Annotated in this window: 13 protein-coding genes; 5 read left to right on the top strand and 8 right to left on the bottom strand. The window is 71.9% G+C overall.

Features of this window, described 5'->3' with window-relative positions:
- Positions 1 to 313 precede the first annotated feature (313 nt).
- Positions 314 to 1,015, top strand: coding sequence for a pyridoxamine 5'-phosphate oxidase family protein (locus BS75_RS13830; RefSeq protein ID WP_034088425.1), 702 nt, complete (start codon positions 314 to 316; stop codon positions 1,013 to 1,015).
- Positions 1,016 to 1,030: 15 nt separating this feature from the next.
- Here BS75_RS13830 and aroA read toward each other — a convergent pair whose 3' ends face one another.
- The 5 genes from aroA to BS75_RS13805 form a co-directional block, all read right to left on the bottom strand.
- Positions 1,031 to 2,269 (bottom strand): 3-phosphoshikimate 1-carboxyvinyltransferase, encoded by a 1,239-nt coding sequence (aroA, locus tag BS75_RS13825; protein WP_034088424.1) that lies wholly within the window; start codon positions 2,267 to 2,269, stop codon positions 1,031 to 1,033.
- A 98-nt stretch (positions 2,270 to 2,367) separates the two neighbouring features.
- On the bottom strand, positions 2,368 to 4,734 hold the full coding sequence (gene glgB / locus BS75_RS13820; RefSeq protein WP_231607768.1) for a 1,4-alpha-glucan branching enzyme: 2,367 nt from the start codon (positions 4,732 to 4,734) through the stop codon (positions 2,368 to 2,370).
- A gap of 116 nt (positions 4,735 to 4,850) precedes the next feature.
- Positions 4,851 to 6,608, bottom strand: a complete 1,758-nt coding sequence (locus tag BS75_RS48130) for a maltokinase N-terminal cap-like domain-containing protein (RefSeq protein WP_042437203.1) — start codon at positions 6,606 to 6,608, stop codon at positions 4,851 to 4,853.
- 280 nt (positions 6,609 to 6,888) lie between these two features.
- Entirely contained in the window at positions 6,889 to 8,601 is a 1,713-nt protein-coding gene (treS, locus tag BS75_RS13810) for a maltose alpha-D-glucosyltransferase (RefSeq protein WP_034088423.1), read from the bottom strand.
- Entirely contained in the window at positions 8,598 to 10,568 is a 1,971-nt protein-coding gene (locus BS75_RS13805; protein WP_169790761.1) for an alpha-1,4-glucan--maltose-1-phosphate maltosyltransferase, read from the bottom strand. Before BS75_RS13805 ends, treS begins: the two co-directional genes overlap by 4 nt.
- A gap of 1,238 nt (positions 10,569 to 11,806) precedes the next feature.
- On the opposite strand from BS75_RS13805, the gene glgP reads away from it, so the two are divergent.
- Positions 11,807 to 14,470, top strand: a complete 2,664-nt coding sequence (gene glgP, locus BS75_RS13800; RefSeq protein ID WP_034088422.1) for an alpha-glucan family phosphorylase — start codon at positions 11,807 to 11,809, stop codon at positions 14,468 to 14,470.
- A 78-nt stretch (positions 14,471 to 14,548) separates the two neighbouring features.
- Here the strand turns inward: glgP and BS75_RS13795 are convergent, their stop codons facing one another.
- Positions 14,549 to 15,832: a hypothetical protein gene (locus BS75_RS13795; RefSeq protein WP_034088421.1), complete on the bottom strand. Its 1,284-nt coding sequence runs from the start codon at positions 15,830 to 15,832 to the stop codon at positions 14,549 to 14,551.
- Between the two features lie 228 nt (positions 15,833 to 16,060).
- Between BS75_RS13795 and BS75_RS13790 the strand changes: the two genes are divergently transcribed.
- Both BS75_RS13790 and BS75_RS13785 read left to right on the top strand, forming a co-directional pair.
- Positions 16,061 to 16,951: an oxidoreductase gene (locus BS75_RS13790; RefSeq protein ID WP_034088420.1), complete on the top strand. Its 891-nt coding sequence runs from the start codon at positions 16,061 to 16,063 to the stop codon at positions 16,949 to 16,951.
- An 87-nt stretch (positions 16,952 to 17,038) separates the two neighbouring features.
- The gene (locus BS75_RS13785) at positions 17,039 to 17,566 is read left to right on the top strand and encodes an MgtC/SapB family protein (protein WP_160312227.1); all 528 of its coding nucleotides are present in this window, start codon (positions 17,039 to 17,041) and stop codon (positions 17,564 to 17,566) included.
- Between the two features lie 73 nt (positions 17,567 to 17,639).
- Here the strand turns inward: BS75_RS13785 and BS75_RS13780 are convergent, their stop codons facing one another.
- Both BS75_RS13780 and BS75_RS13775 read right to left on the bottom strand, forming a co-directional pair.
- A complete protein-coding gene (locus BS75_RS13780) occupies positions 17,640 to 19,583 on the bottom strand; it encodes an ABC transporter ATP-binding protein (RefSeq protein ID WP_408022533.1) in 1,944 nt (647 codons plus the stop codon).
- A 65-nt stretch (positions 19,584 to 19,648) separates the two neighbouring features.
- Complete coding sequence (locus BS75_RS13775; RefSeq protein WP_052069405.1) at positions 19,649 to 21,505, bottom strand: ABC transporter ATP-binding protein; 1,857 nt, start codon at positions 21,503 to 21,505, stop codon at positions 19,649 to 19,651.
- 293 nt (positions 21,506 to 21,798) lie between these two features.
- Here BS75_RS13775 and BS75_RS13770 point away from each other — a divergent pair, with 293 nt between their 5' ends.
- Positions 21,799 to 23,442 carry a purple acid phosphatase family protein gene (locus BS75_RS13770; RefSeq protein WP_034088419.1) on the top strand — a complete coding sequence of 548 codons (1,644 nt, stop codon included), beginning with the start codon at positions 21,799 to 21,801 and terminating at the stop codon, positions 23,440 to 23,442.
- Positions 23,443 to 23,464: the final 22 nt, after the last annotated feature.

Raw genomic sequence — 23,464 nt, 5'->3', positions numbered from 1 at the left:
CCCTCGTGGCGGGGTGCAAGCAGGGACGTGCGACATTTCGGACGGGGTGACGCGGGATATGCGCGGAAACGCCGGTGCCGCCCGAACTCAAGCAGATGAATCGAAGCGTTTTGCAACGATCATGTGACGAACGGGTTTCCGGAGGCGGGATCGCCGCCTAGGCACCACCGGGGGCAATGTGTGCCACATCGTGCCCGTCCCTTTGTACCGGTGGCAATGGTTTGGCGGAAATCGTTAGATAGCCTTTCGAGGCTACCGATTCCATGCCAGAATCCATGTTTGGCAACTGATTTCGTTGAGATGGAGAGACACGATGGCTGAAACGCGAAACGGAGAGGCTGATCGGCTCGTCGTGACCGACCGCACCCGACTTCGACGGATGCGGGAGAACGGCCGTCCGTACCGGGCGGAACTGGACAAGGTGCTCGCCGCAGGCTTCCTCTGCCACCTGGGAGTCGTCGTCGACGGCGCCCCGATGGTCGTCCCCACGGTCTACGGGGCCACCGGCGACACCCTCTACCTGCACGGGTCGGTCGCCAGCCGCAGTCTGGCCGCCGATCCCGGGGCGACCGTCTGCGTCACCGTCACCCACGTCGACTCGCTGGTGCTGGCCCGCTCGGTCTTCGAGCACAGCGTCAACTACCGCTGTGCGATGGTCTACGGCACGCCGAGGGTGGTCACCGACCCGGAGGAGAAGCTGGAGGGGCTGCGGGTGCTCAGCGAGCAGGCCGCCCCCGGCCAGTGGGACTACGCCCGCCGGCCCAACCGCAAGGAGCTCGCCGCCACCACGCTGCTGGCGCTGTCCCTGGACGAGGCCTCGGTCAAGGTCAGCGCCGGGCCGCCGGAGGACGGCGAAGGACCGGACGCCGAACTCGGCCTCTGGGCCGGCGAGCTGCCGCTGCTCGCGACCTGGGGCACCCCGGTCGCCGACCCGGTGCTCCCGGTGAACGTCCCGCTCCCCGCCCACATCGCCGCCCGCGTCGGTCGGACGGACCGGCTCGGCGCGAGCGGCTGAGCGCCACCACTCGACTCAGACCGACCACTCCGTGCGGAGGGCGGCGAGGGCCTGGTGGAAGCCGGGGAAGGTCTTGCGGACACAGCCCGGATCGTCCAGGGTCACCCCGCCCTCCGTGCGCAGACCGGCGATGCTGAAGGACATGGCGATCCGGTGGTCGCCGTGGCAGGCGATCGGGGCGGAGCGCGGGACCGCCGGGTGGATCTCGATCCAGTCGCGGCCGGTCTCCACCGGGACGCCCATGGCGCGCAGGTTCTGCTCGCAGGCCGCGAGCCGGTCGCACTCCTTCACCCGGGTGTTGTAGACGTCCTCGATCCGCACCGGGCCGGTGGCGAAGGGGGCGATGGCGGCCAGGGTCGGCACGGTGTCCGAGATGTCGCGCATGTTGACGGTGACGCCGCTCAGCCGCTCCGGACCGGTGACGGTCACCGCGTCGGCGGTCAGCTCGACCTCCGCGCCCATCTGCCGCAGCACCTCGGCGAAGCGGAGGTCGCCCTGGAGCGAGTCCGCGCCCAGGCCGGGAACGGTCACCGTGCGGCCGGTGAGCGCGGCGGCGGCCAGGAAGTAGCTGGCCGTGGAGGCGTCCGGCTCGACCAGGTAGTCGGTGGCGGTGTACGGCGTCGCCGGGACGTGGAAGGTGTCGCCGACCCGCCGGGCGTCATTGCCGAAGATCCGCATCATGGCCAGGGTCATCTCGACATAGGGGACCGACACCAGGTCGGAGACGGTGATGTCGAGGCCCTCCGCGGTCAGCGGACCGCAGAGCAGCAGCGCGGTCAGGAACTGGGACGACAGCCCGGCGTCCAGGGTGAGCGCGCCGCCCTTGATCCCGTCGGCGCGGACGGTCAGCGGGTGGTGGCCCTCGGCCAGCTCGTGGGTGAGGTCCACGCCGAGTTCGCGCAGCGCCGAGGTGAGCGGGCCGAGCGGCCGGCGGCGCATCTGCTCCGAGGCGTCGAAGCGGAAGGTGCCGTGGCCGGCGGCGGCCAGCGTCGGCAGGAAGCGGGCGGTGGTCGCGCCGTCCCGGCAGAAGACGTCGGCCTCGGCGACGGCCGGTCCGGCCGGCCGGCCCTCGACCGTCCACACGCCCGGCTGCTGGTCCAGCCGGTAGCCGAGGGCGCGCAGCCCTTCGGCGAAGCCCTCGCTGTCGTCCGAGAGCAGCGGTCTGCGCAGCACGGTGGTGCCCTCGGCGGCGGCGGCCAGGAACAGCGCCCGCGCGGTGATGGACTTCGAACCGGGGATCTCGACGACGGTCATGCCCCGATTTTAGGCGGCGCCCGCCGCAGCGAACCGCCCCGTCCGGGTGGCGGACGGGGCGCGGACGGCGTGCTCGCCGGGCGCTGGTCAGCCGCGGGTCAGGCCGGGGCGAGCCAGAGGGTGGCCAGCGGGGGGAGGGTGAGCTCGGTGCTGATGGGGCGGCCGTTCCAGGGGGTGGCGTCGGCCTTGAGCGGGTCGGGGTTGGTGATCCCGCTGCCGCCGTACCCCTCGGCGTCGGTGTTCAGGACCTCCAGCCAGCGGGTGCCCTCGGTGTCGGGCAGGCCGATGCGGTAGTCGTGGCGGACCACGGGGGAGAGGTTGCTGACGCTGATCAGCGGCCGGCCCTCGGCGTCGTGGCGGACGAAGGAGAAGAGGTTGTCCTCGGCCGCGCCGCCGTCCAGCCAGGAGAAGCCCGCCGGATCGTTGTCGCGCTGCCACAGCGCGGGCGAGTCGGTGTAGAGCCGGTTGAGGTCGCGGACCAGCTCCTGGACGCCCCGGTGGTCGGCGGCGGCCGGCCAGTCCTCGGCCAGCACCCACCACTGCGGTCCGGTGTCGTGGTCCCACTCGGCGCCCTGGGCGAACTCCTGACCCATGAACAGCAGTTGCTTGCCGGGATGGGCCCACATGAAGGCCAGGTAGGCGCGGACGTTGGCGCGCTGCTGCCACCAGTCGCCGGGCATCTTGGACACCAGCGACCGCTTGCCGTGGACGACCTCGTCGTGCGAGATCGGCAGCAGGTAGTTCTCGCTGTAGGCGTACACCATCGAGAAGGTCATCTCGTCGTGGTGGTACTTGCGGTGCACCGGCTCGTGCTGGATGTACTCCAGCGAGTCGTGCATCCAGCCCATGTTCCACTTCAGGCCGAAGCCCAGACCGCCGTGGTCGGTGGGCCGGGTGACGCCGGCCCAGGCGGTGGACTCCTCGGCGATGGTGACCACGCCGGGGCAGCGGCGGTAGACGGTGGCGTTCATCTCCTGGAGGAACCGCACCGCGTCCCAGTTCTCGCGCCCGCCGTGCTCGTTGGGCGTCCAGTCGCCGCCCTCGCGGGAGTAGTCCAGGTAGAGCATGGACGCCACGGCGTCCACCCGGAGGCCGTCGACGTGGAACTCCTCGGCCCAGTAGACGGCGTTGGCGACCAGGAAGTTGCGGACCTCGGTGCGGCCGTAGTCGAACTCCAGGGTGCCCCAGTCGGGGTGCTCGGCCCGCCGGGGGTCGGCCGGCTCGTACAGCGGCGCGCCGTCGAAGCGGGCCAGCGCGAAGTCGTCCTTGGGGAAGTGCGCCGGGACCCAGTCCACGATCACCCCGATGCCGTGCTGGTGCAGGGTGTCGACGAGGTGCCGGAAGTCGTCCGGGGAGCCGAGCCGGGAGGTCGGCGCGTAGAAACCGGTGACCTGGTAGCCCCAGGAGCCGCCGAACGGGTGCTCCATGATCGGCATCAGCTCGACATGGGTGAAGCCCAGGTCCTGGACGTAGGCCGGGAGCTCCACCGCCAGTTCGCGGTAGGTCAGTCCGGGTCGCCAGGAGGCCAGGTGCAGCTCGTAGACCGACATCGGGCGGTCGTGGGCGCTGTGGCCGCTGCGGGCGGCCAGCCAGTCGGCGTCGTGCCAGGTGTGGGTGGAGCGCTCGACCACCGACGCGGTGGCCGGCGGCACCTCGCAGGCCCGGGCCAGCGGGTCGGCCTTCTGCAGTATCCGGCCGTCCCGGGTGGCGATCTCGTACTTGTAGCGGGTTCCCTCGCCGACGCCGGGGACGAACAGCTCCCACACCCCGCTGGCGCCCAGCGAGCGCATCGGGTGGGCCAGCCCGTTCCAGCCGTTGAAGTCACCGACGACCCGCACCCCGGAGGCGTTCGGCGCCCAGACCGCGAAGCCGGTCCCGGCCACCCCGTCGACGGTGCGCAGCTGCGAGCCGAGGGCCTTCCACAGCTGCTCGTGCCGACCCTCGCCGATCAGGTGCAGGTCGTCCGCGGTCAGCGTCGGCAGGGCCCGGTAGCCGTCGTCCTGCAGGTGCTCCCGGCCCTCGTAGGTGACCCGGAGCCGGTAGTCGGGGGACGCGCCTGTCGGCAGCGCGGTCTTCGGCAGCGCGGTCGTCGGCAGCAGGCCGGTGAACAGCCCGTCCTGGTGGTGGCTCAGCAGGTAGCGGCCGGCGGCGGTCTCGACGACGACCTGCTCGGCCAGCGGGCGCAGCACCCGGATCGCGGTTCCTCCGGGCACGGGGTGCGCCCCCAGCAGGCCGTGCGGATCGTGGTGCCAGCCGCCGACCAGCCGTTCCGTCTCGCCCGGGGCCGGCGGCGCGGCCGGGACCGGCAGCGGCCCGGGCGGCGCGGCGACCGGCAGTGGATCGGGCCGGGGCTGGAGCAGGGCGGTCGCCGAGGCCGAGGCCGAAGCCGCAGCGAAGGCGGCCGAGCCGGGCGTGGACCTGCCGCCCTTCGGGGCGTTGGGGCGAGGCGGTTCGAACTGCTTCACGGCCGGGGCCTCCCTGGCGTTCTTGCTGGGTATCTCGGGCGTAGGTGGGGCGGACGGTGGGCTTCGGGTGGGGTGGACTCGGGTGGGGTGGGTGGCGGGACGGGTGGCGGGCGGCGTCAGCGGACCGGACCGGGGTCCGGCGTTCTCCGGTCCGGGAGCCTCCGGGACTCCGCGGCGCGGGCCAGTCTGGCGATGGCCGAGAGCGGGATGGGCAGCCAGCCCGGCCGGTTCCGCGCCTCGTAGACCACCTCGTAGACGGCCTTGTCCGTCTCCAGCGCGTGCAGCAGGACCAGGTCGGCGGTCGGGTCCTCGGCGCCGGCCGCCGCGTAGCCGGCGCAGAACGCCTCGCGGTTGCGCAGCGCCCAGGTGGCGGCGAGGTCGGCCAGTGGACCGCGCTGCGGATCGCCGGGGGAGAGCTCCGACAGCAGGTGCGCGGCGGCGTAGTCGAAGGAGCGCAGTATGGCCGCCACGTCCCGGACCGCAGGCTGCGGGCGGCGGCGCTCGGCCAGCGACTTGGCCGGTTCCCCCTCGAAGTCCAGCAGGACCCAGCCCCGTCCGGTCCGCATGGACTGGCCCAGGTGCAGGTCGCCGTGGATCCGCTGGGCCTGGAGCCGGCGTCCGTCGCGGGCCGAGTCGGCCAGCGACTGGAAGATCAGGTGCAGCGCCGGCCGGTAGGGCGCCAGCGCCGGGACGACCAGGGCGGCGGCGTCCAGCCGTCGGGCCATGGTGCCGGCCAGCGCCTCGACGTCGGCCGGGGCCAGCACCGTGACCGGCAGCACCTCGGCCAGGGTGAGGTGGATCTCGGCCGTGCAGCGGCCCAGCAGAAACGACTCTGCGGAGAAGTTGCCGGTGATCTGGTCGATCGGCCGGGTCCGCAGGGCGGGCGCCGTCCGCAGCCGCTGGACGTGGGAGAGTGCGAACTCCCAGCCGTCCCGGCCGCCGTGGAGGTAGCGCTGGAGCAGGCCGAGGGTGGCCGGTTCCGGCTCCGGTTCCGGCGCCGCGCCCGGCCCGTCCGGCTGCTTCCGCGACGGCGGCAGCTCGCCCTCGTACCAGGCCAGGGTGGACGGGACGCGGGTGGAACCGGCGCGGCTCAGCGCCAGCGAGAGCTCCAGGTCGGGGTTGAGGCCGGGACTGACCCGGCGGAACAGCTTGAGGATGGCGGAGTTGCCGAACACGATCGAGGTGTTGCTCTGTTCGGCGGTACCGACCCGGGAGGGACGGGTGCTCAGGCTGTCGGGCTCGCCGAGCCCGCCGAGCCCGATCGGGCCGCCGTCGCCGTCCAGGCCGTTGAGGTTGCTGAAGCGCAGCGGCCCCACCTGCGTCCCCTTGGAGCCGCTGTCGGCTAGCAGCCGCAGCAGCCGCTGGGTCAGCGCGTCGTCGTAGGCCGCGTCGTAGATCAGCAGGCCGTCGTTGGGGCCGCCGCTGATCCGGCCGACCACGGCGGCCCGCCGGTCCTCCGGGTCGTGCTCCGGCCGGTCGGGCCCCGACCGTGCGCCGAGCAGCAGTTGGTAGACGTCGGTCTCGGACGATCCGTCAGGACCGAGCTGGGTGACCTCCAGCAGCAGGTGCAGCAGCAGCGGGTCGCCGGACGCCGAACCCGGGAGCACGGTGACTCCGGTCGGCACGACGGCGCTGACGGGGCGTCCCTTGCCCGCGAACCAGCGCTGCCGGGGCAGCCATTCGCGCAGCAGTGGGAGCGCGTCCTGGACCAGCGCGGCCTGGGCCAGGGGGCCCGGATCCGTGCTGGGCGAGAGGGTGAGGTGGGCTGCCGGAGGGTGGGTGACCGGCGGTTGGGCGGCCGGCCCCGGGGCGATCGGGGACCGGCCGGACGAGATGCGGTCGGTGACAGAACGAGATCGGGAGGTGTCGGACATATCTCCCTTTCCCCGGGGACGCAGCAACCCCGGCAGCCTCTTGTGCGGGCACTGCTGCCGGGTCTGCCAGTCTTCCGGATATTTATGACGCGGACGTGTCGGCACGCGGTAACCGATCGTGCGTCATGCCAAGGGGTTAGGAGTGGGGGTGGCACTGCTCCTGGGGAACGGGTGGGATGACGTGCGGGCAGTGACGGGTGCTCCGCCGGGGTTGGCGGGGCGTGCCGCACGGCCTGGTCGGCCACCAGGCGCGCGGTCCGATCGACTGCCCGGTTCGCGGCTACTCCGGGTGACGCAGCCGGAACCAGTAGAAGCCGTGCCCGGCCAGGGTCAGCAGGTAGGGCAGGTCGCCGATGGCGGGGAAGCGCACCCCGCCGATCAGCTCCACCGGGTGCCGACCCAGGTAGGCGCTCAGGTCCAACTCGGTCGGCTGGGCGAAGCGCGAGAAGTTGTTGACGCACATGACCAGGTCGTCACCTCCGTTCGGGAGCGAGACCGTCCGGACGAAGGCCAGCACGGCGGGGTTGCTGGAGGGCAGCTCCGCGTACGACCCGAGACCGAAGGCCGGGTTGAGCTTGCGGATCTCGATCATGCGGCGGGTCCAGTGCAGCAGCGAGCTGGTGCTGCTCGTCTGCGCCTCGACGTTGGTCACCTGGTAGCCGTAGACCGGGTCCATGATGGTGGGCAGGTTGAGCCTGCCCGGGTCTGCCGTGGAGAAACCGGCGTTGCGGTCCGGGGTCCACTGCATCGGGGTGCGGACCCCGTCCCGGTCGCCGAGCCAGATGTTGTCGCCCATGCCGATCTCGTCCCCGTAGTAGAGGACGGGCGAGCCGGGGAGCGACAGCAGCAGCGCGGTGAACAGCTCGATCTGCTTGCGGTCGTTGTCCAGCAGCGGCGCCAGCCGGCGGCGGATGCCGACATTGGCCCGCATCCGCGGGTCCTTGGCGTACTCCGCGTACATGTAGTCGCGCTCCTCGTCGGTGACCATCTCCAGGGTCAGCTCGTCGTGGTTGCGCAGGAAGATGCCCCACTGGCAGCGGGACGGGATGGCCGGGGTCTTCGCCAGGATTTCCGCGACCGGGTAGCGGGACTCGCGGCGCACGGCCATGAAGATCCGCGGCATCACCGGGAAGTGGAAGGCCATGTGGCACTCGTCGCCGCCGCGCGCGTAGTCGCCGAAGTAGTCGACCACGTCCTCCGGCCACTGGTTGGCCTCGGCCAGCAGCACGGTGTCCGGGTAGTCGCGGTCGATCTCGGCCCGGACCCGCTTCAGGAAGGCGTGGGTCGCGGGGAGGTTCTCGCAGTTGGTGCCCTCCTCGGTGTAGAGGTAGGGCACGGCGTCCAGCCGGAAGCCGTCGATGCCGAGGTCCAGCCAGAACCGCAGCGCGGCCAGGATCTCCTCCTGGACGGCCGGGTTCTCGAAGTTGAGGTCCGGCTGGTGCGAGAAGAAGCGGTGCCAGAAGTACTGCTTGCGGACCGGGTCGAAGGTCCAGTTGCTGGTCTCGGTGTCGACGAAGATGATCCGGGCGTCGGCGTACTGCTTGTCGTCGTCGGCCCAGACGTAGTAGTCGCCGTAGGGCCCGTCCGGGTCGTTGCGGGAGGCCTGGAACCAGGGGTGCTGGTCGCTGGTGTGGTTCATCACGAAGTCGATGACCACCCGCATCCCGCGCTGGTGGGCCGAGTCCACGAACTCGACGAAGTCGGCCAGGTCGCCGAACTCGGGCAGCACGGAGGTGTAGTCGGCCACGTCGTAGCCGCCGTCGCGCAGCGGCGAGGCGAAGAACGGCGGCAGCCACAGGCAGTCCACCCCGAGCCACTGGAGGTAGTCCAGCTTGGAGGTGAGACCGCGCAGGTCGCCCACCCCGTCACCGTTGCTGTCCTGGAAGGAGCGGACGAGGACCTCGTAGAACACGGCGCGCTTGAACCAGTCGGGGTCGCGGTCCTGCTGCGGGGTGTCGGTGAAGGTGTCGGGAACCGGTTCGTTGACGATCACTGGGTGGCCCTCCGGACCGAGAAGAGGTGAGCCGGCTGCTGCTGAGGGTCCAGCCGGACGTAGTTGTGCCGGCCCCAGCGGTACTGGGCCCCGGTCAGGTGGTCGTGGACGTCCAGGGACTCCTCCCCGTCCGGGGCCGAGGGGGTGAGGGCGGCGAGGTCGAGCGAGACCGTGGCCTCCTGCGGGTGGTGCGGGTCGAGGTTGACCACGATCAGCACGGTGTCGTCGCCGCTGCTCTTGGAGTAGGCGATGACCTGGTCGTTGTCGGTGCCGTGGAACCGCAGGTTCCGCAGCAGCTGCAGCGCCGGGTGCTCGCGGCGCAGCCGGTTGAGGGTGGTGAGCAGTGGGGCGAGGCTGTCGGGCCGGTCCCAGTCGCGCGGTCGGAGCTGGAACTTCTCCGAGTCCAGGTACTCCTCGGAGCCGGGGTGGACGGCCGTGCCCTCGAAGAGCTCGAAGCCCGCGTAGACGCCGTAGCTGGGGGCCAGGGTGGCGGCCAGGATCGCTCGGACCGCGAAGGCCGGCCGGCCGCCGTGCTGGAGGTAGGCGTGCAGGATGTCCGGGGTGTTGGTGAAGAAGTTGGGCCGCATGTAGGCAGCGGTGTCGCCGGAGAGCTCGGTCAGGTACTCCGTCAGTTCCTGCTTGCCGGTGCGCCAGGTGAAGTAGGTGTAGGACTGGTGGAAGCCGACCTTCCCCAGGGTGTGCATCATCGCCGGGCGGGTGAAGGCCTCGGCCAGGAACAGCACGTCCGGGTCGGTCCGGGCGATCGTGCCGAGCACCGCCTCCCAGAACGCCACCGGCTTGGTGTGCGGGTTGTCGACCCGGAAGATCCGGACGCCGTGCTTCATCCAGTACCGCAGCAGCCGTACCGTTTCCGCGACGATGCCGTCGAAGTCCTGGTCGAAGTTGACCGGGTAGATGTCCTGGTACTTCTTGGGCGGGTTCTCGGCGTAGGCGATGCTGCCGTCGGCCCGGGTGCTGAACCAGTCGGGGTGCTTGTCGACCCAGGGGTGGTCGGGGGAGCACTGGAGCGCGAAGTCGAGGGCGACCTCCAGCTCCAGCTCCCGGGCGCGGGCGACGAAGGCGTCGAAGTCCTCGATGGTGCCCAGGTCGGGGTGGATCGCGTCGTGGCCGCCCTCCGGCGAGCCGATCGCCCAGGGCGAGCCCACGTCGTTCGGCCCGGCCTCCAGGGTGTTGTTCGGTCCCTTGCGGTAGGCACGGCCGATCGGGTGAACCGGCGGCAGGTAGACCACGTCGAAGCCCATCCCGGCGATGGCCGGCAGGCGCAGCGCGGCCGAGCGCAGGGTGCCGGAGACCGGCGCGGTCCGACCGGTCGGGTCCACCACCGCGCCCTCCGAGCGCGGGAAGAACTCGTACCAGGAGCCGTAGAGCGCGCGCTGACGGTCCACCTGGAGCGGCGCCGGAGCGGACACGGACACCAGTTCGCGCAGCGGATGGCGGGTCAGCGCCTGCAGGACCTCGGCGCCGAGCGCCTGCCGCAGCCGGACGGCCGGCGGCAGCCCGCTCCGGCGCAGGGTGGCCGCCGCCGCCAGCACGGCGGTCCGGCCCTCGCGCCGGGGCACGCCGGCGGCGGCGCGCTCCAGCAGCAGTGCGCCCTCCTCCAGCACCAGCGAGGTGTCGATCCCGGCCGGGATCTTGACCTCGGCGTGGTGCCGCCAGGTCGCGACCGGGTCGCTCCAGGCCTCCACGCTGTAGCTCCAGCGGCCGGGTGCGGTGGCGACGACCTCGGCGCCCCAGCGGTCGCTGCCGGGCGCCAGTTCGCGCATCGGGGTCCACGGGCCGCTGCGGCCCCGGGGGTCGCGGAGCACCACATTGGCGTTGACCGCGTCATGGCCCTCGCGGAAGACCGTGGCGCTGACCTGGAAGGGTTCGCCGACCACGGACTTGGCGGGGTGGTCGCCGCAGCCGACGCGGGGGCTGACGTCCAGGATCGGGATTCGGCCGATCAGGTGGGCGGGCTCGCCCTCCGTGCTGCTCCGGGCCGGCTTCGCGGCCCGCGGGGCGCGGGTGGCAGCGCGCTTGGCCGGCTTCCTGAGCGACGCCGGCTCCCCGCCGACGGCCGCCGGGCCCTCGCCGACTGCCTCGTCAGTGACTGTCCGATTTTCAACGGTCGTGCTCCCGGTCGGGCGCGGCGCGGCCTTGACGGGCGGGGTCGGGGTGGCGGGCGTGGCCGGTGCGGCGGGCTTCAGCGGGTGTGCGGCTCTGCCGACATGGGTCGCCTGGGCCGTATGGGTGGCGTGGGCCGCGTGCGCGGCCGTCCGGCTCGGTCGGTGGTGGGGCTCGGCCGTGTCGACCGCTCCGGCGCCGACAGTCCCCGGGCCGAGCGCTCCGGCCCCGGCCGACGCGGCGTCGCCCGCCTCGGCCGACGCTCCGCGCGGCGGCTCCGTGGCGCGCGCCGCGGCCGCCTCCGCTGCGGGCGCGTGCCCGGCAGGCGCCTGTACCGCGCGCGTGCGTTCCGCGTGCGTGTCCCGCTGGTTCATCTCCCGCTTCATCTACCGCTCCTGACCACGACGAAAAGGACGACTTCTCGTTCTCGAACATGCGTGCGCGCGGCACCGGCCGGCGCGTCCGGCGGGCCGGCCGCAGGACTGGGGTGAGGGGACCGGACGGGGGACGTTCACCGGCCATGGGCGGGTGACGCAGGAATCCTGCCCCGACCCCTGCTCCGGTCAACCCGTCCGTCCGCCTGCTCCCGCGCGCTCCGGTGCGCGCCATGGCTCGGGCCCCTGGTGAGAGCCCGTTCTGTTGTGATAGTGACCGGTATGGCCCGCTGTGTACAACGAGCGCACGAGGAATCGAGACACGCTGGAGGGCTGTTCGGATGGTGTGTCAGCGTGCGAACCGGCGCCACGGGTGGACCGCGGCCGTCGTGGCCGCCCCCGTCCGGACCGGGCGGCCGCGTCATTCCCCTGGGGGGCTTGGTTGACCTGCATCGATCCTCGCACCTGTCGGACCGCCCACGGACCAGTATCCGCTTCTTTCAGCCATGGGGAGCGGAATCCTGACTCTGTCATCGCGGAGCGCGGATCGTCCATACGGCAGTCATGTGTCGGTTGCCTTTCGGGGGCGCGCTATCCGAAACCGTGCGCCCCCTCGTGCTCCGGCGTACGCCTGATGATCAGTTAATTCTGCGATTGCCGCAGGTAGTTGCCGCAAAGAACCCCGGGGGCACGCTATCTTCCATGGAGTGAAGGCAATTCGACGATTTACGGTTCGTACCGTCCTGCCCGAACCCCTCCAAGCCCTCGGTGAGCTGGCACTCAACCTGCGTTGGTCCTGGCATCCGGAGACCCGCGAGCTGTTCCGCTCGGTCGATCCGGAGACCTGGGAGAGTGCGGGTCGGGACCCGGTGCGCCTGCTGGGCGAGGTCGCCCCGCAGCGGCTCGCGGCGCTGGCCGGGGACCGCCGGTTCCTGCGCCGGCTCGGCGACGCCGCCGACGACCTCCGCGACTACCTCGACGCGCCCCGCTGGTACCAGACCCAGCACGACGCGGACGAGCGTCCGGCGGCCATCGCCTACTTCTCGCCAGAGTTCGGCATCACCGCGACCCTGCCCCAGTACTCGGGCGGCCTCGGCATCCTCGCCGGGGACCACCTCAAATCCGCCAGTGACCTCGGCGTGCCGATCATCGGCGTCGGCCTGCTCTACCGGCACGGATACTTCCGGCAGTCGCTCTCCCGCGACGGCTGGCAGCAGGAGCGCTACCCGCTGCTCGACCCGCACGAGCTGGCCGTCAGCCAGCTGCGGGAGGAGGACGGCACCCCCAGTCGGGTGGTGCTGGCCCTCCCGGGCGGCCGGGAGCTGCACGCCCGGATCTGGAAGGCCCAGGTCGGGCGGGTGCCGCTGCTGATGCTCGACTCGGACATAGAGGAGAACGCGGCCTCCGAGCGCGACGTCACCGACCGGCTCTACGGCGGCGGCAGCGAGCACCGGCTGCTCCAGGAGATGCTGCTCGGGATCGGCGGGGTGCGCGCCGTGCGCACCTACTGCCGGCTCACCGGGCACGCCGAGCCCGAGGTCTTCCACACCAACGAGGGCCACGCCGGCTTCCTCGGGGTCGAACGCATCCGCGAGCTGGTCGCCGGAACGCCGGAGGCCGCTCCGCTGGACGTGGACAGCGCCCTGGAGGTGGTCCGTTCCGGCACGGTGTTCACCACCCACACCCCGGTCCCGGCCGGGATCGACCGCTTCGAGCGGGAGCTGGTGCGCCGTCACTTCTCCGGCGACGCGGCCCTCGACGGGGTGCCGGTCGAGCGGGTGCTCGCCCTCGGTGTCGAGAGCTGGCCCGACGGCGACCCCAACCTCTTCAACATGGCCGCCATGGGCCTGCGCTTCGCCCAGCGCGCCAACGGCGTGAGCCTGCTCCACGGGAAGGTCAGCCGGGGCATGTTCAACGGCCTCTGGCCGGGCTTCGACGCCGAGGAGGTGCCGATCACCTCGATCACCAACGGCGTCCACGCGCCCACCTGGATCGACCCCGAGGTGGTCCGGCTCGGCGCCCGTGAGATCGGCTCCGAGATCACCGACGACGCCATGGTCATCGGCGAGGCCCACCGCTGGGACGGCGTGGCCCGCATCCCCGACCTGGACATCTGGGAGCTGCGCCGCCGGCTGCGGACCCAGCTGGTGGACGACGCCAGGGAGCGGGTCAGGGCCTCCTGGCGGCAGCGCGGCGCCAGCGACGCGGAGCTCGGCTGGGTCGCCGAGATACTGGATCCGGACGTCCTCACCATCGGCTTCGCCCGGCGCGTGCCCTCCTACAAGCGGCTCACGCTGATGCTCCGCGACCCGGAGCGGCTGCGCGGCCTGCTGCTGCACCCGACCCACCCGATCCAGATCGTGGTGGCCGGCAAGGCCCATCCGGCCGACGACGGCGGCAAGCGGCTGATCCAGGAGATGGTGAAGTTCGCCGACGACCCGGCGGTCCGGCACCGGATCATCTTCCTGCCCGACTACGACATGGACATGGCCGCGTCGCTCTATCCCGGCTGCGACGTCTGGCTGAACAACCCGCTGCGCCCGCTGGAGGCCTGCGGCACCTCGGGGATGAAGGCGGCGCTGAACGGGGCGCTCAACCTCTCCGTCCTCGACGGCTGGTGGGACGAGTGGTTCGACGGCAGCAACGGCTGGGCCATCCCGACGGCGGAGGGCATCAGCACCGAGCCGGACGGGCCCGAGGCCGACCGCCGTGACGACATCGAGGCCAACGGGCTCTACGACCTGATCGAGCAGCAGGTCGCCCAGCGCTTCTACGACCGGGGGCAGGACGGGCTGCCGCACCGCTGGATCGAGATGGTCCGGCACACCCTGGTCACCCTCGGCCCGAAGGTGCTGGCGGGCCGGATGGTCCGCGAGTACGTCGAACGGCTCTACACCCCGGCCGCGGGCGCACACCGTGCGCTGACGGTGGGCGGAGACTGGGCCGGCGCCCGGGAGCTGGCGTCCTGGAAGGGACGGGTGCGCGCGGCCTGGCCGCAGATCAGGGTCGAACACGTCGAGGTCGGCGAGGCGGCGGACGCGCCGGAACTGGGCAGCACGCTCGGTCTGCGCTGCCATGTCTCGCTGGACGGCCTCGACCCGGCCGACGTCGACGTCCAGGTGGTCTCCGGCCGGGTCGACGACGCGGACCGGATCACCGATGCCACGGCGGTGTCGCTCAAGGCCGCCGACCGCGCCGACCTGGACGGCCGCTGGCGCTACGAGGGCCCGCTGGAGCTCGGCCGCACCGGCCCCTTCGGCTACACGGTGCGGATCCTGCCCTCGCACCGGCTGCTGGCCTCCGGCGCGGAGCTGGGCCTGATCGCGGTCCCGGCGGAGAGCGCGGGGATGGACTCGGGCCTGCTGCGCTGAGTCGGGAAGCGCCGACGGTACGACAGAGGGCCCGGTGGCCGCGTTCCCAGGGGGACGCGGCCACCGGGCCCGGCGCTGTCAGGAGCCGGCGGTGGGCAGCGGCGGCGCCTCGTTGGCGGCCTGGGCCACGGTCGGGTCGGCCATCAGCTTGGCGTACTGCTGCTGGAACAGTGCCGTGGCCTCGGCCCGGTCGGCCTTGGCCGGCACCCAGAAGTCGACGTCTACGGCGATGTTGCCGACGACGGCGTAGTCCTCGGTCCAGATGTTGCCGACCTTGTCCAGGCTGCTGTGCTCGTAGGCCATGGAGTCGCCGCTGTGCGGGACCGGATAGGTTCCGCCGGTGCCGACGGCGTCCCCCGCGCCGCCCTGGTAGCCGAGGGTGAAGCTCTGCGCTCCGGTGGCGGAGGAGAACTGGAGCAGGAGGATGTTCGCCTGGGTTCCGTCGGCTCCCCGCCAGTCCTCGCGAACGGCGTACTGGAACCCGCGGTCCTGCTCCTCGGCGGTGTCGCTCGGGATGTTCGACGGGTCGAAATTCGCGAGGAACTGGGCCAGGTTCAGCACGCCGGTCGGCCCGTTCGAGCTGTTGGAGGACCAAGGCTGGGCGTTGCCGGGCAGCGGCACCAGGTCGGACTCCAGTCGGCTGCGGTCGGCTGCGGTCGCGGTGGCCGGCCCGGTGCTGCTCTTGCTGGGGGCCACCCCTGACGGTGCGGGAAGCGCTGAGGGGGTGGTGACGTGGCCGGTCAGTCGGGCGTCCTGGGCCAGGACCAGCCGGTCGAGCCCGGCGGCGTCGGCCGTACCGGGGGTGTAGTAGTGCAGATCGACGGCGACGTTGCCGACGGCGAACCAGGCGGACTGGCGGATGTCGCCCACACTGTCCAGGGTGCCGGCGGTCCAGGCCTCGGCGCCGGGCAGACCGGGCAGGGAGGCCAGCGGTTCGGCCGGTTCCTCCTCCTCCGACGTGGCCTCCGAGACGCCGCTGACGTAGTTCTCCGCTCCGCTGGAATCACCGAACTGGATCAGGAACACATCGGCCTGCGAGCCGTTCGTCGCCTTCCAGTTGGTCTCGACGGCATATTTGAAGCCCTGCTGGGCGATGTCTGCCTGCTCAGTGCTCTGGTCCTTGGCGCTGAACACTCCATCCACGAACTGGTCGCGATTGAGGATCCCGCCGGGCGCCAGTGTGCCGCGGCTGAACGGCTTCGAGCCGGTCGGAGCGGTGAGCAGCTCACTCTTCAGCTGGGTCGGCGGCAGGGTCTTCTGCTGTGCGACCAGCGGACCGCAGCCGCCCAGGGCCGCGGTGGTGAGGGTGGCGGCGAGCAGGGGACCGGCTGCGCGTCGTACGCGTATGAACTGCTGTGGCACGGTGAACCATTCGAGTCGGCAGAGCAGAAGACAACTGTTCGAACATCCTTGCCCATTCAGGTCACACGACTGTCGCGTCGCGATCAAGGTGCGGCAAGAATTGTTCTGCGCCGGGGCTGGAATGTCTGACCTTGTGTCATTCGTCCGCGCACCGGGGCGTCCGCTCCGTTGATCCTGGTATCGGCGGGCCCTGGCTGGTTCGGGTCGTGATCGACCATCATCCTGACTATGACGAAAACACCTTCACCGAACAGTGCCGGGACGACCACCTTCGAACTGGGCGGCACGATCACCGTGCCGCGCCTCGGCTTCGGCGCGATGCAGCTGCCGGGACGGTGGGGTGGCGACGTGGCCGACCGGGCCACCTCGGTGGCGGTCGCGCGCCGGGCCGTCGAGCTCGGGGCCCGGCACATCGACACCTCGGCCTTCTACTTCGTCGGCCCCAACCACGCCAACGAGATCCTGCGCGAGGCGCTGCACCCCTACGCCGCCGAGGTCAGCATCGCCACCAAGGTCGGTCCGGTCCGCGCGCCCAGCGGCGAGATGGTCGGCCATGCCGCGCCCGGCGAACTGCGGGCGGCGGTGGAGCAGAACCTGCGCGAGCTCGGTCTCGATGTTCTGGACCTGGTCTACCTGCGGGTGGGCGGGCTCGGAACGGAGCCGAACGAGTCGATCGGCGAGCGCTTCGCGGCGCTGGCCGAACTGCGCGCGGAGGGCCTGATCCGGCACCTCGGCATCAGCAATGTCGGGCAGGAGCAGCTCGCCGAGGCCCGCGCCATCGCGCCGGTCGCCGCCGTGCAGAACCGCTTCGGGGTGCTGGACCAGGGGGACTCGGCACTGGTCGACGCCTGCGCGGAGGCCGGCATCGCCTACACCCCCTTCTTCGCGCTCGGCGGCGGGCGCACCCCGCTCGCCGACACCGGCCTCCAGCAGGTGGCCGAGCGCCACGGCGCCAGTGCCCAGCAGGTCGCCATCGCCTGGGGCCTGGCCCGCTCGCCCTCGATCGTGCAGATCCCCGGCACCGCCTCGCTCGCCCATCTGGAGGAGAACATGGCGGCAGCCCGGATCGTCCTGGACACCGAGGACCTGGCGCTGCTCGACGGGCAGCAGCAGGCGTAGGCCCGGTGCCGCTGCGGGTGGCGGTCAGCATGGGGCGGTGGTTCCCGGGGGCCGGGGCCGGGGCACAGGTGCGGTTGAATGGGCGGCATGATTCACGAGATACCGATGGCCGAAAACATGCTCATCGCATTCGGGCTGACCTACGCCGTCGGTTTCGAGCGCGCGGCGCGCGGAGCGGCGGCCGGTGACCGGACGTTCTCACTGATCGGAGTGGGCGCGGCGGTGGTCGCGGCGCTCTCGCAGAACGGCGCGCCGAACGTGCTGACCGGGGTGATCACCGGCGTCGGCTTCATCGGCGGCGGACTGACTTTCCGCCAGAGCCAGGAGGGCGGGGACGTGGTGCGCGGCATCACCACCGCCGCCGCGATCTTCGCTGCGGCTGCGATCGGCGCCGCCGCCGGAGAGGGCCTGACACTGCTCGCCGTCATCGGCACGGCGCTGACCCTGCTGACGCTGGAGATCCGGCACCTCCCGCTGCTGCAGCGGCTGGACGGCAGCCGACTGGCCCACCGCTACGCCGAGTACGACTGCCCCGAGCGTCCTTGCCCGGGCGGCCATCGGATTCTGGCCGAGCAGGAGACCATCGTCGTCGAACGGACGCTGGTCTCCAAGTAGTGAGCGGCTGAAGGGGTCGGCGGCGGGGTCGGTACGGGGTTCCCCGTACCGACCACCGCCCCCGGCGGCGTGCTCAGACCAGGCTGTCGCGCCAGGCCTCGTGGAGCCGGCTGAAGCGGCCGGTACCGGCGATCAGGTCCTCCGGGGTGCCGTCCTCGACGATGCGGCCCTGCTCCATGACCAGGACCCGGTCGGCGATCTCCACGGTGGAGAGCCGGTGGGCGATGATCACGGCGGTGCGACCGGCCAGGACGGTGCGCATCGCCTCCTGGACGGCGCGCTCGCCGGGGACGTCCAGCGAGGAGGTCGCCTCGTCCAGGATCAGCACCGCCGGGTCCGCCAGCAGCGCCCGGGCGAAGCCGACCAGCTGGCGCTGGCCTGCGGAGATCCGGCCGCCGCGCTTGCGGACGTCGGTGTCGTAGCCCTCCGGCAGCCCCTCGATGAAGGAGTGGGCGCCGATGGCCTTCGCCGCCGCCTCGACCTCGGCCCGGGTGGCCTCGGGACGGCCGATGGAGATGTTGTCGGCGACCGTCCCGGAGAACAGGAAGGACTCCTGAGTGACCATCACCACGCCCTTGCGCAGCTCCGGCGTGGTCAGCTCGCGCAGGTCCACGCCGTCCAGCAGCACCCGGCCGTCGGTCGGGTCGTAGAACCGGGCGAGCAGCTTGGCCAGGGTGGACTTGCCGGCGCCGGTGGCGCCGACCACGGCCACGCTCTGACCCGCCGGCAGCCGCAGGTCGAACGCGGGCAGCACCTGCTTGCCGGTGCGGTAGGTGAAGTCCACCTCCTCGAAGACCACCTCGCGGCCGGCGTGCGAGCCCTCCGGCTGCTCCGGGAGCGCGGTCGCGGCCTCCGGCTCCGGGACCGAGGGGTCGTGGGCGAGCAGCCCGGCGATCTTCTCCAGCGCGGCCGAGGCCGACTGGTAGCTGTTGACGAACATCCCGATCTGGTCGATCGGGTCGTAGAGCCGGCGGAGGTAGAGCACGAAGGCCGCCAGCACGCCCAGCTCCAGCGAGCCGTCGGCGACCAGGTAGGCGCCCCAGAGCACCAGCCCGGTGATCCAGATGTTGGCGGTGGCCCGGGAGGAGGCGACGAAGCGGGCCATGGACAGCAGGCTGTCGGCGTTGGACTTGGCGTACTCGTCGTTGGAGACCCCGAAGGCCAGCTCGTTGGCGTCCTCGCGGCGGAACGCCTGGACCGGGCGGATGCCGTTCATGGTCTCGGTGAACCGCACGATCACCGAGGCGACGGCGGTCCGCGAACGGCGGTAGATCTTCTGCGAGCGCTGCCGGTAGGAGCGCTGGAGGAAGTACACCGGGATGAACGAGGCGACCGAGACCAGCCCGAGCCGCCAGTCCAGGTACATCAGCAGGGCGCTGATGTAGAGGATCTGCAGGGCGACCGAGAGCAGCTCCTGCAGGCCCTCGTTGAGCAGCTCGCGCACCGCGTCCACGTCGCTGGTGGCGCGGGAGATGATCCGGCCCGAGGTGTAGCGCTCGTGGAAGTCCAGACTGAGCAGCTGGGCGTGACGGAAGATCCGCTGCCGCATGTCGAGCAGGATGTCCTGGTTGATCACCCCGGACATTCGGATGAAGGCGCGCTGGAGCAGCGTCGCCACCGCTGCGCAGCCCAGGTAGGCGGAGGTGAGGGCGATCAGCGGCCCGGCGTCGTTGCCGCGCAGCGCCGGGATCGCCCGGTCGATGGCGACGGACACCAGCAGCGGGCCGACCTGGAGCGCGGCCTGCTGGACGCAGATCATCACCATGGCGATGATGATCCGGCGCCGGTGCGGGCCCATCAGCGAGCGCAGCAGCGCGCTCGGGGCGCCGGCCGGGACGGGTATGTCCTCGCCCTCGGCGGGCAGCGGCTCCGCCCCGGCGGCGGCTCCGGCCGGGGCGGAGCTCCCCGGGGCGGAGCTCCCCGGGCCGGTGGTGCCGGGGGTGGCGGCGTCGGGGGTGGTGGTGTCAGGGCCGGCGGTGTCGGCGGTTCTGGCGGTGTCCAGGGTTTCCGCTTCCACGTCGTTCTCCGTATCGCTCGGTTGTCGATCCGTCAGGGGATGGCAGTCGGTCAGCGTGCCGTCGCTCATGCCGCACTACCACCGGCGGCCGGGCCCGCGAGGGCCGGCTCGCCGGACATCAGCTCGCGGTAGGCGGGGCAGCTGTCGAGCAGCTCGTGGTGCTCGCCCACCGCCGAGATCCGGCCGTCCACCAGCAGCGCGACCCGGTCGGCGAGCAGCACGGTGCTCGGCCGGTGGGCGACGATCAGCGCGGTGGTGTCGCCGAGGACCCGCCGCAGCGCCTGCTCGACCAGCGCCTCGGTGTGGACGTCGAGCGCCGACAGCGGGTCGTCCAGCACCAGGAAGTCGGGCGAGCCGACCACCGCGCGGGCCAGCGCCAGCCGCTGCCGCTGGCCGCCGGAGAGGCTGAGGCCCTGCTCGCCCACCTGGGTGTCGACGCCCAGCGGCAGCGTCCCGACGAACTGCGCCTGCGCCGTGTCCAGGGCCCGGTCCAGGGCCTCGGCATCGGCGTCGGGCGCGCCCATGAGGACGTTCTCGCGCACCGTGGCGGAGAACAGCGTCGGCTCCTCGAAGGCCACCGAGACCAGCCGGCGCAGGTCGGCCCGGGGCAGTTCGGTGACGTCGGCGCCGTCCAGGGTGATCCGCCCGGCGGTGGCGTCGTAGAGCCGGGGGAGCAGCGCGGTGAGCGTGGTCTTGCCGCTCCCGGTGGTGCCCACCAGCGCCATGGTCTCGCCGGGGCGGATGTGCAGGTCCACGCCGCGCAGCAGGTCCGGGCTGTCGGCCGGGGCGTCCGGATAGCGGAAGTGCACGTTCTCGAACCGGATCCCGTCGCGGGCCGGAGCGGCCGTCGCGGCGGCCGCCGCCGGCCGGTCCTCGGCCTCGGCCGGCGGGGTGTCCATGACCTCGAAGAAGCGGTCGGTCGCGGTCGCGGCCTCGTTGCTGTAGGCGAGCAGCCAGCCCAGCGACTCGACCGGCCAGCGCAGCGCCAGCGCGGTGGAGAGGAAGGCCACCAGCGTTCCGGTGGAGGCGTGGTTGTGCGCGACCTGGATCACGCCGACGGCGAGCGAGCAGGCGAGGGCGACCTCGGGGAGGCCGACGATGACGGCCCAGAGGTTGCCCAGCAGCCAGGCCTTGCGCAGCTCGGTGGAGCGCAGCAGCACGGCCTGGGCGCGGAAGCGCTGGGCCATGGTGCGGTGCCGGCCGAAGGCCTTGAGGATGCGGATGCCGAGGACCGACTCCTCGACGATGGTGGCGAGGTCGCCGTTCTGGTCCTGGGCGAGGCGCGCGGCCTCGGAGTAGCGGCGCTCGAAGTAGGAGCACAGCATGATCAGCGGCGCGGCGGGGACGACCGAGATCAGCGCGAGCTGCCAGTCCAGGATGAACATGATCCCGATGCCGATCAGGAAGACCATGCTGTTGACGATCAGGAAGACCAGCGGGAACGCCAGGAACAGCCGGATGGTGAACATGTCCGACGTGGCCCTGGACAGCAGCTGCCCGGAGGCCCAGCGGTCGTGGAAGCTGACCGGGAGCCGCTGCAGCCGGGCGTAGAGCTCGGCGCGCATGGTGCGTTCGACGCCGGAGAGCGGCCGGGCGACCAGCCAGCGGCGCAGCCCGAAGAAGACCGCCTCGGCCAGACCCAGGACCAGCAGCAGGACGGAGGGCCACCAGAGCTCGGACGCCTTGTGGTGGGCGACCGGGCCGTCCACGATCTGCTTCAGCACGAGCGGGATCACCAGTCCGGCCAGCGAGGCGATCAGCGCGCAGAGGGTCGACCCGGCCAGGTACCAGCGGATCGGGCGGGCGTAGGGCCAGATCCGCAGCAGGGAGCGGAAGGTGGAGTGCTTCCTGGCAGGCCGGGACGGGGGCTCGGGCTGGGTGGGGGACTGGTTCGCGGGTGAGGTGGTGAGCGGCTCGGTCATGGTCGTTACGTCCGGTTCTGTGGCTTCCGGGGTATCCGGAGCAGTTGGTTCCGGTATGGGCGGTGTTCGTGGCACGGGGCGGTGCAACGGCTGGGGTGGGGGGTCCTGGGGCATCGTCTGTGAGCGTACGGCGGACCACCGACAGAGCTCATCTGGTTTTCCGGCCTTACCGCGCCGCAGCCCGTACCGTGCGCCCCGTCGGCAATTCGAGTCGACGTCAGTTCCTGTTCATGCCACGGGAGTCGTCACCCCCTACGGTGACCGGGACCAGCGCCGAAACCTCGGGAGACGCCATGAGCGAAGAATCCGGAACATCACCGTCAAACAGTGATAAGCAGGGCGTCGACCGTCGGTCCGCGCTGCGTCTGGCCGGGGTCGGCGGAGCGCTCGGCCTCGCCGCGCCCGTGCTGATCGGCACGGCGCAGCAGGCGCAGGCCGCCGCACCTGCCACGACTTCGGCCGCAGCCGGCTCGCCGCTGCTGCTCACCAGCCCCGAGGCGCTGGGCGCCCCCGCCGTCGAGGGACTGCACCTGACCTTCGGCGCCGACCCGGCCAGCCAGATGTCCGTCTCCTGGACCACCGACGGCAACGTCCGCAACCCCCGCGTCCGCTACGGCACCGCCGAGGGCGGGCACGGCCGCACCGTCGCCGCCGAGACGGTCACCTACACCGACGGCACCAGCGGTCGCGTCGTCCACGTCCACCACGCCCGGCTGACCAAGCTGGCGCCCGACACCTACTACACCTACGCCGCGCTCCACGACGGCGGCCGCCCCGACGCGGGCACCTTCCGCACCGCGCGGCGCGGGCGGCACGCCTTCACCTTCACCAGCTTCGGCGACCAGGCCGTGCCGATCACCACCTGGCAGCCCAACGGCAACGGCGGCTACACCTCCGTGCCCTCCGGCATCGCCTCCCCGGCCTCGGCCGACATCGTCGCCGGGATCGAGCAGGTCGACCCGCTGTTCCACCTGCTCAACGGCGACCTCTGCTACGCCAACATCAGCCCCGACCGGCTGCGCACCTGGCAGGGCTTCCACGCCAACAACACCCGTTCCGCCCGCTACCGCCCGTGGATGCCGGCGGCCGGCAACCACGAGAACGAGCTGAAGAACGGCCCGATCGGCTTCACCGCCTACCAGACCCGCTTCGACCTGCCCGGCAACGGCTCCTCCGACGCCGAACTGCAGGGCCTCTGGTACACCTTCACGGTGGGCTCGGTCCAGGTCGTGGTGGTGCAGAACGACGACGTGGCGCTGCAGGACGCGGGCGACGCCTACGTCAGCGGCTACAGCGGCGGCGCCCAGCGGATCTGGCTGGAGCAGACCCTGCGTCAGGCGCGGGCGAACACCGACGTCGACTGGATCGTCGTCTGCATGCACCAGGTGATCATCAGCTCCTCCAACGCCAACGGCGCCGACCTGGGCATCCGCGAGCAGTGGGGCCCGCTGTTCGACCGCTACGGGGTCGACCTGGTGGTCTGCGGCCACGAGCACGACTACGAGCGCTCGCTGGCGGTGCGCGGCACGGTCTCCGGCAGCGAGACGCTGACCCCGAACCCGGTCTCCTCGGCCACCGACGTCATCGACACCTCGGCCGGCACCGTCCACATGGTCCTCGGCGGCGGCGGCACCTCCTCGCCCTCCAACAGCGAGTTCTTCGTCCCGGCCCAGGCCAAGGTGATCACCTCGGTGGGTGCGGTCGGCAGCAACGGCAAGAAGACCCCGACCTACGTCTACGAGAACGCGCCCTGGGTCGGCGTCCGCGACCTCGACCACTCCTACGGCTTCGCGGCCTTCACGGTCGACCCGGGCACCCACCCCGGCGACACCACCCGGATCCACGTCACCTACTACACCGTCGCCCAGCCGGACGGGGCGATCGCCCCGCTGGAGACCTTCGTCCTGCAGCGCCCGCGCAGCGACGGCCGCCGCTGAGTCGCGGCCGAGCACCGGCCGA

Origin of the sequence: Streptacidiphilus albus JL83, from assembly GCF_000744705.1 — a bacterium.
Lineage (GTDB): Bacteria > Actinomycetota > Actinomycetes > Streptomycetales > Streptomycetaceae > Streptacidiphilus > Streptacidiphilus albus.
The sequence above is the reverse complement of the archived record's forward strand: the minus strand, read 5'-3'. Positions and strand labels throughout refer to the sequence as shown.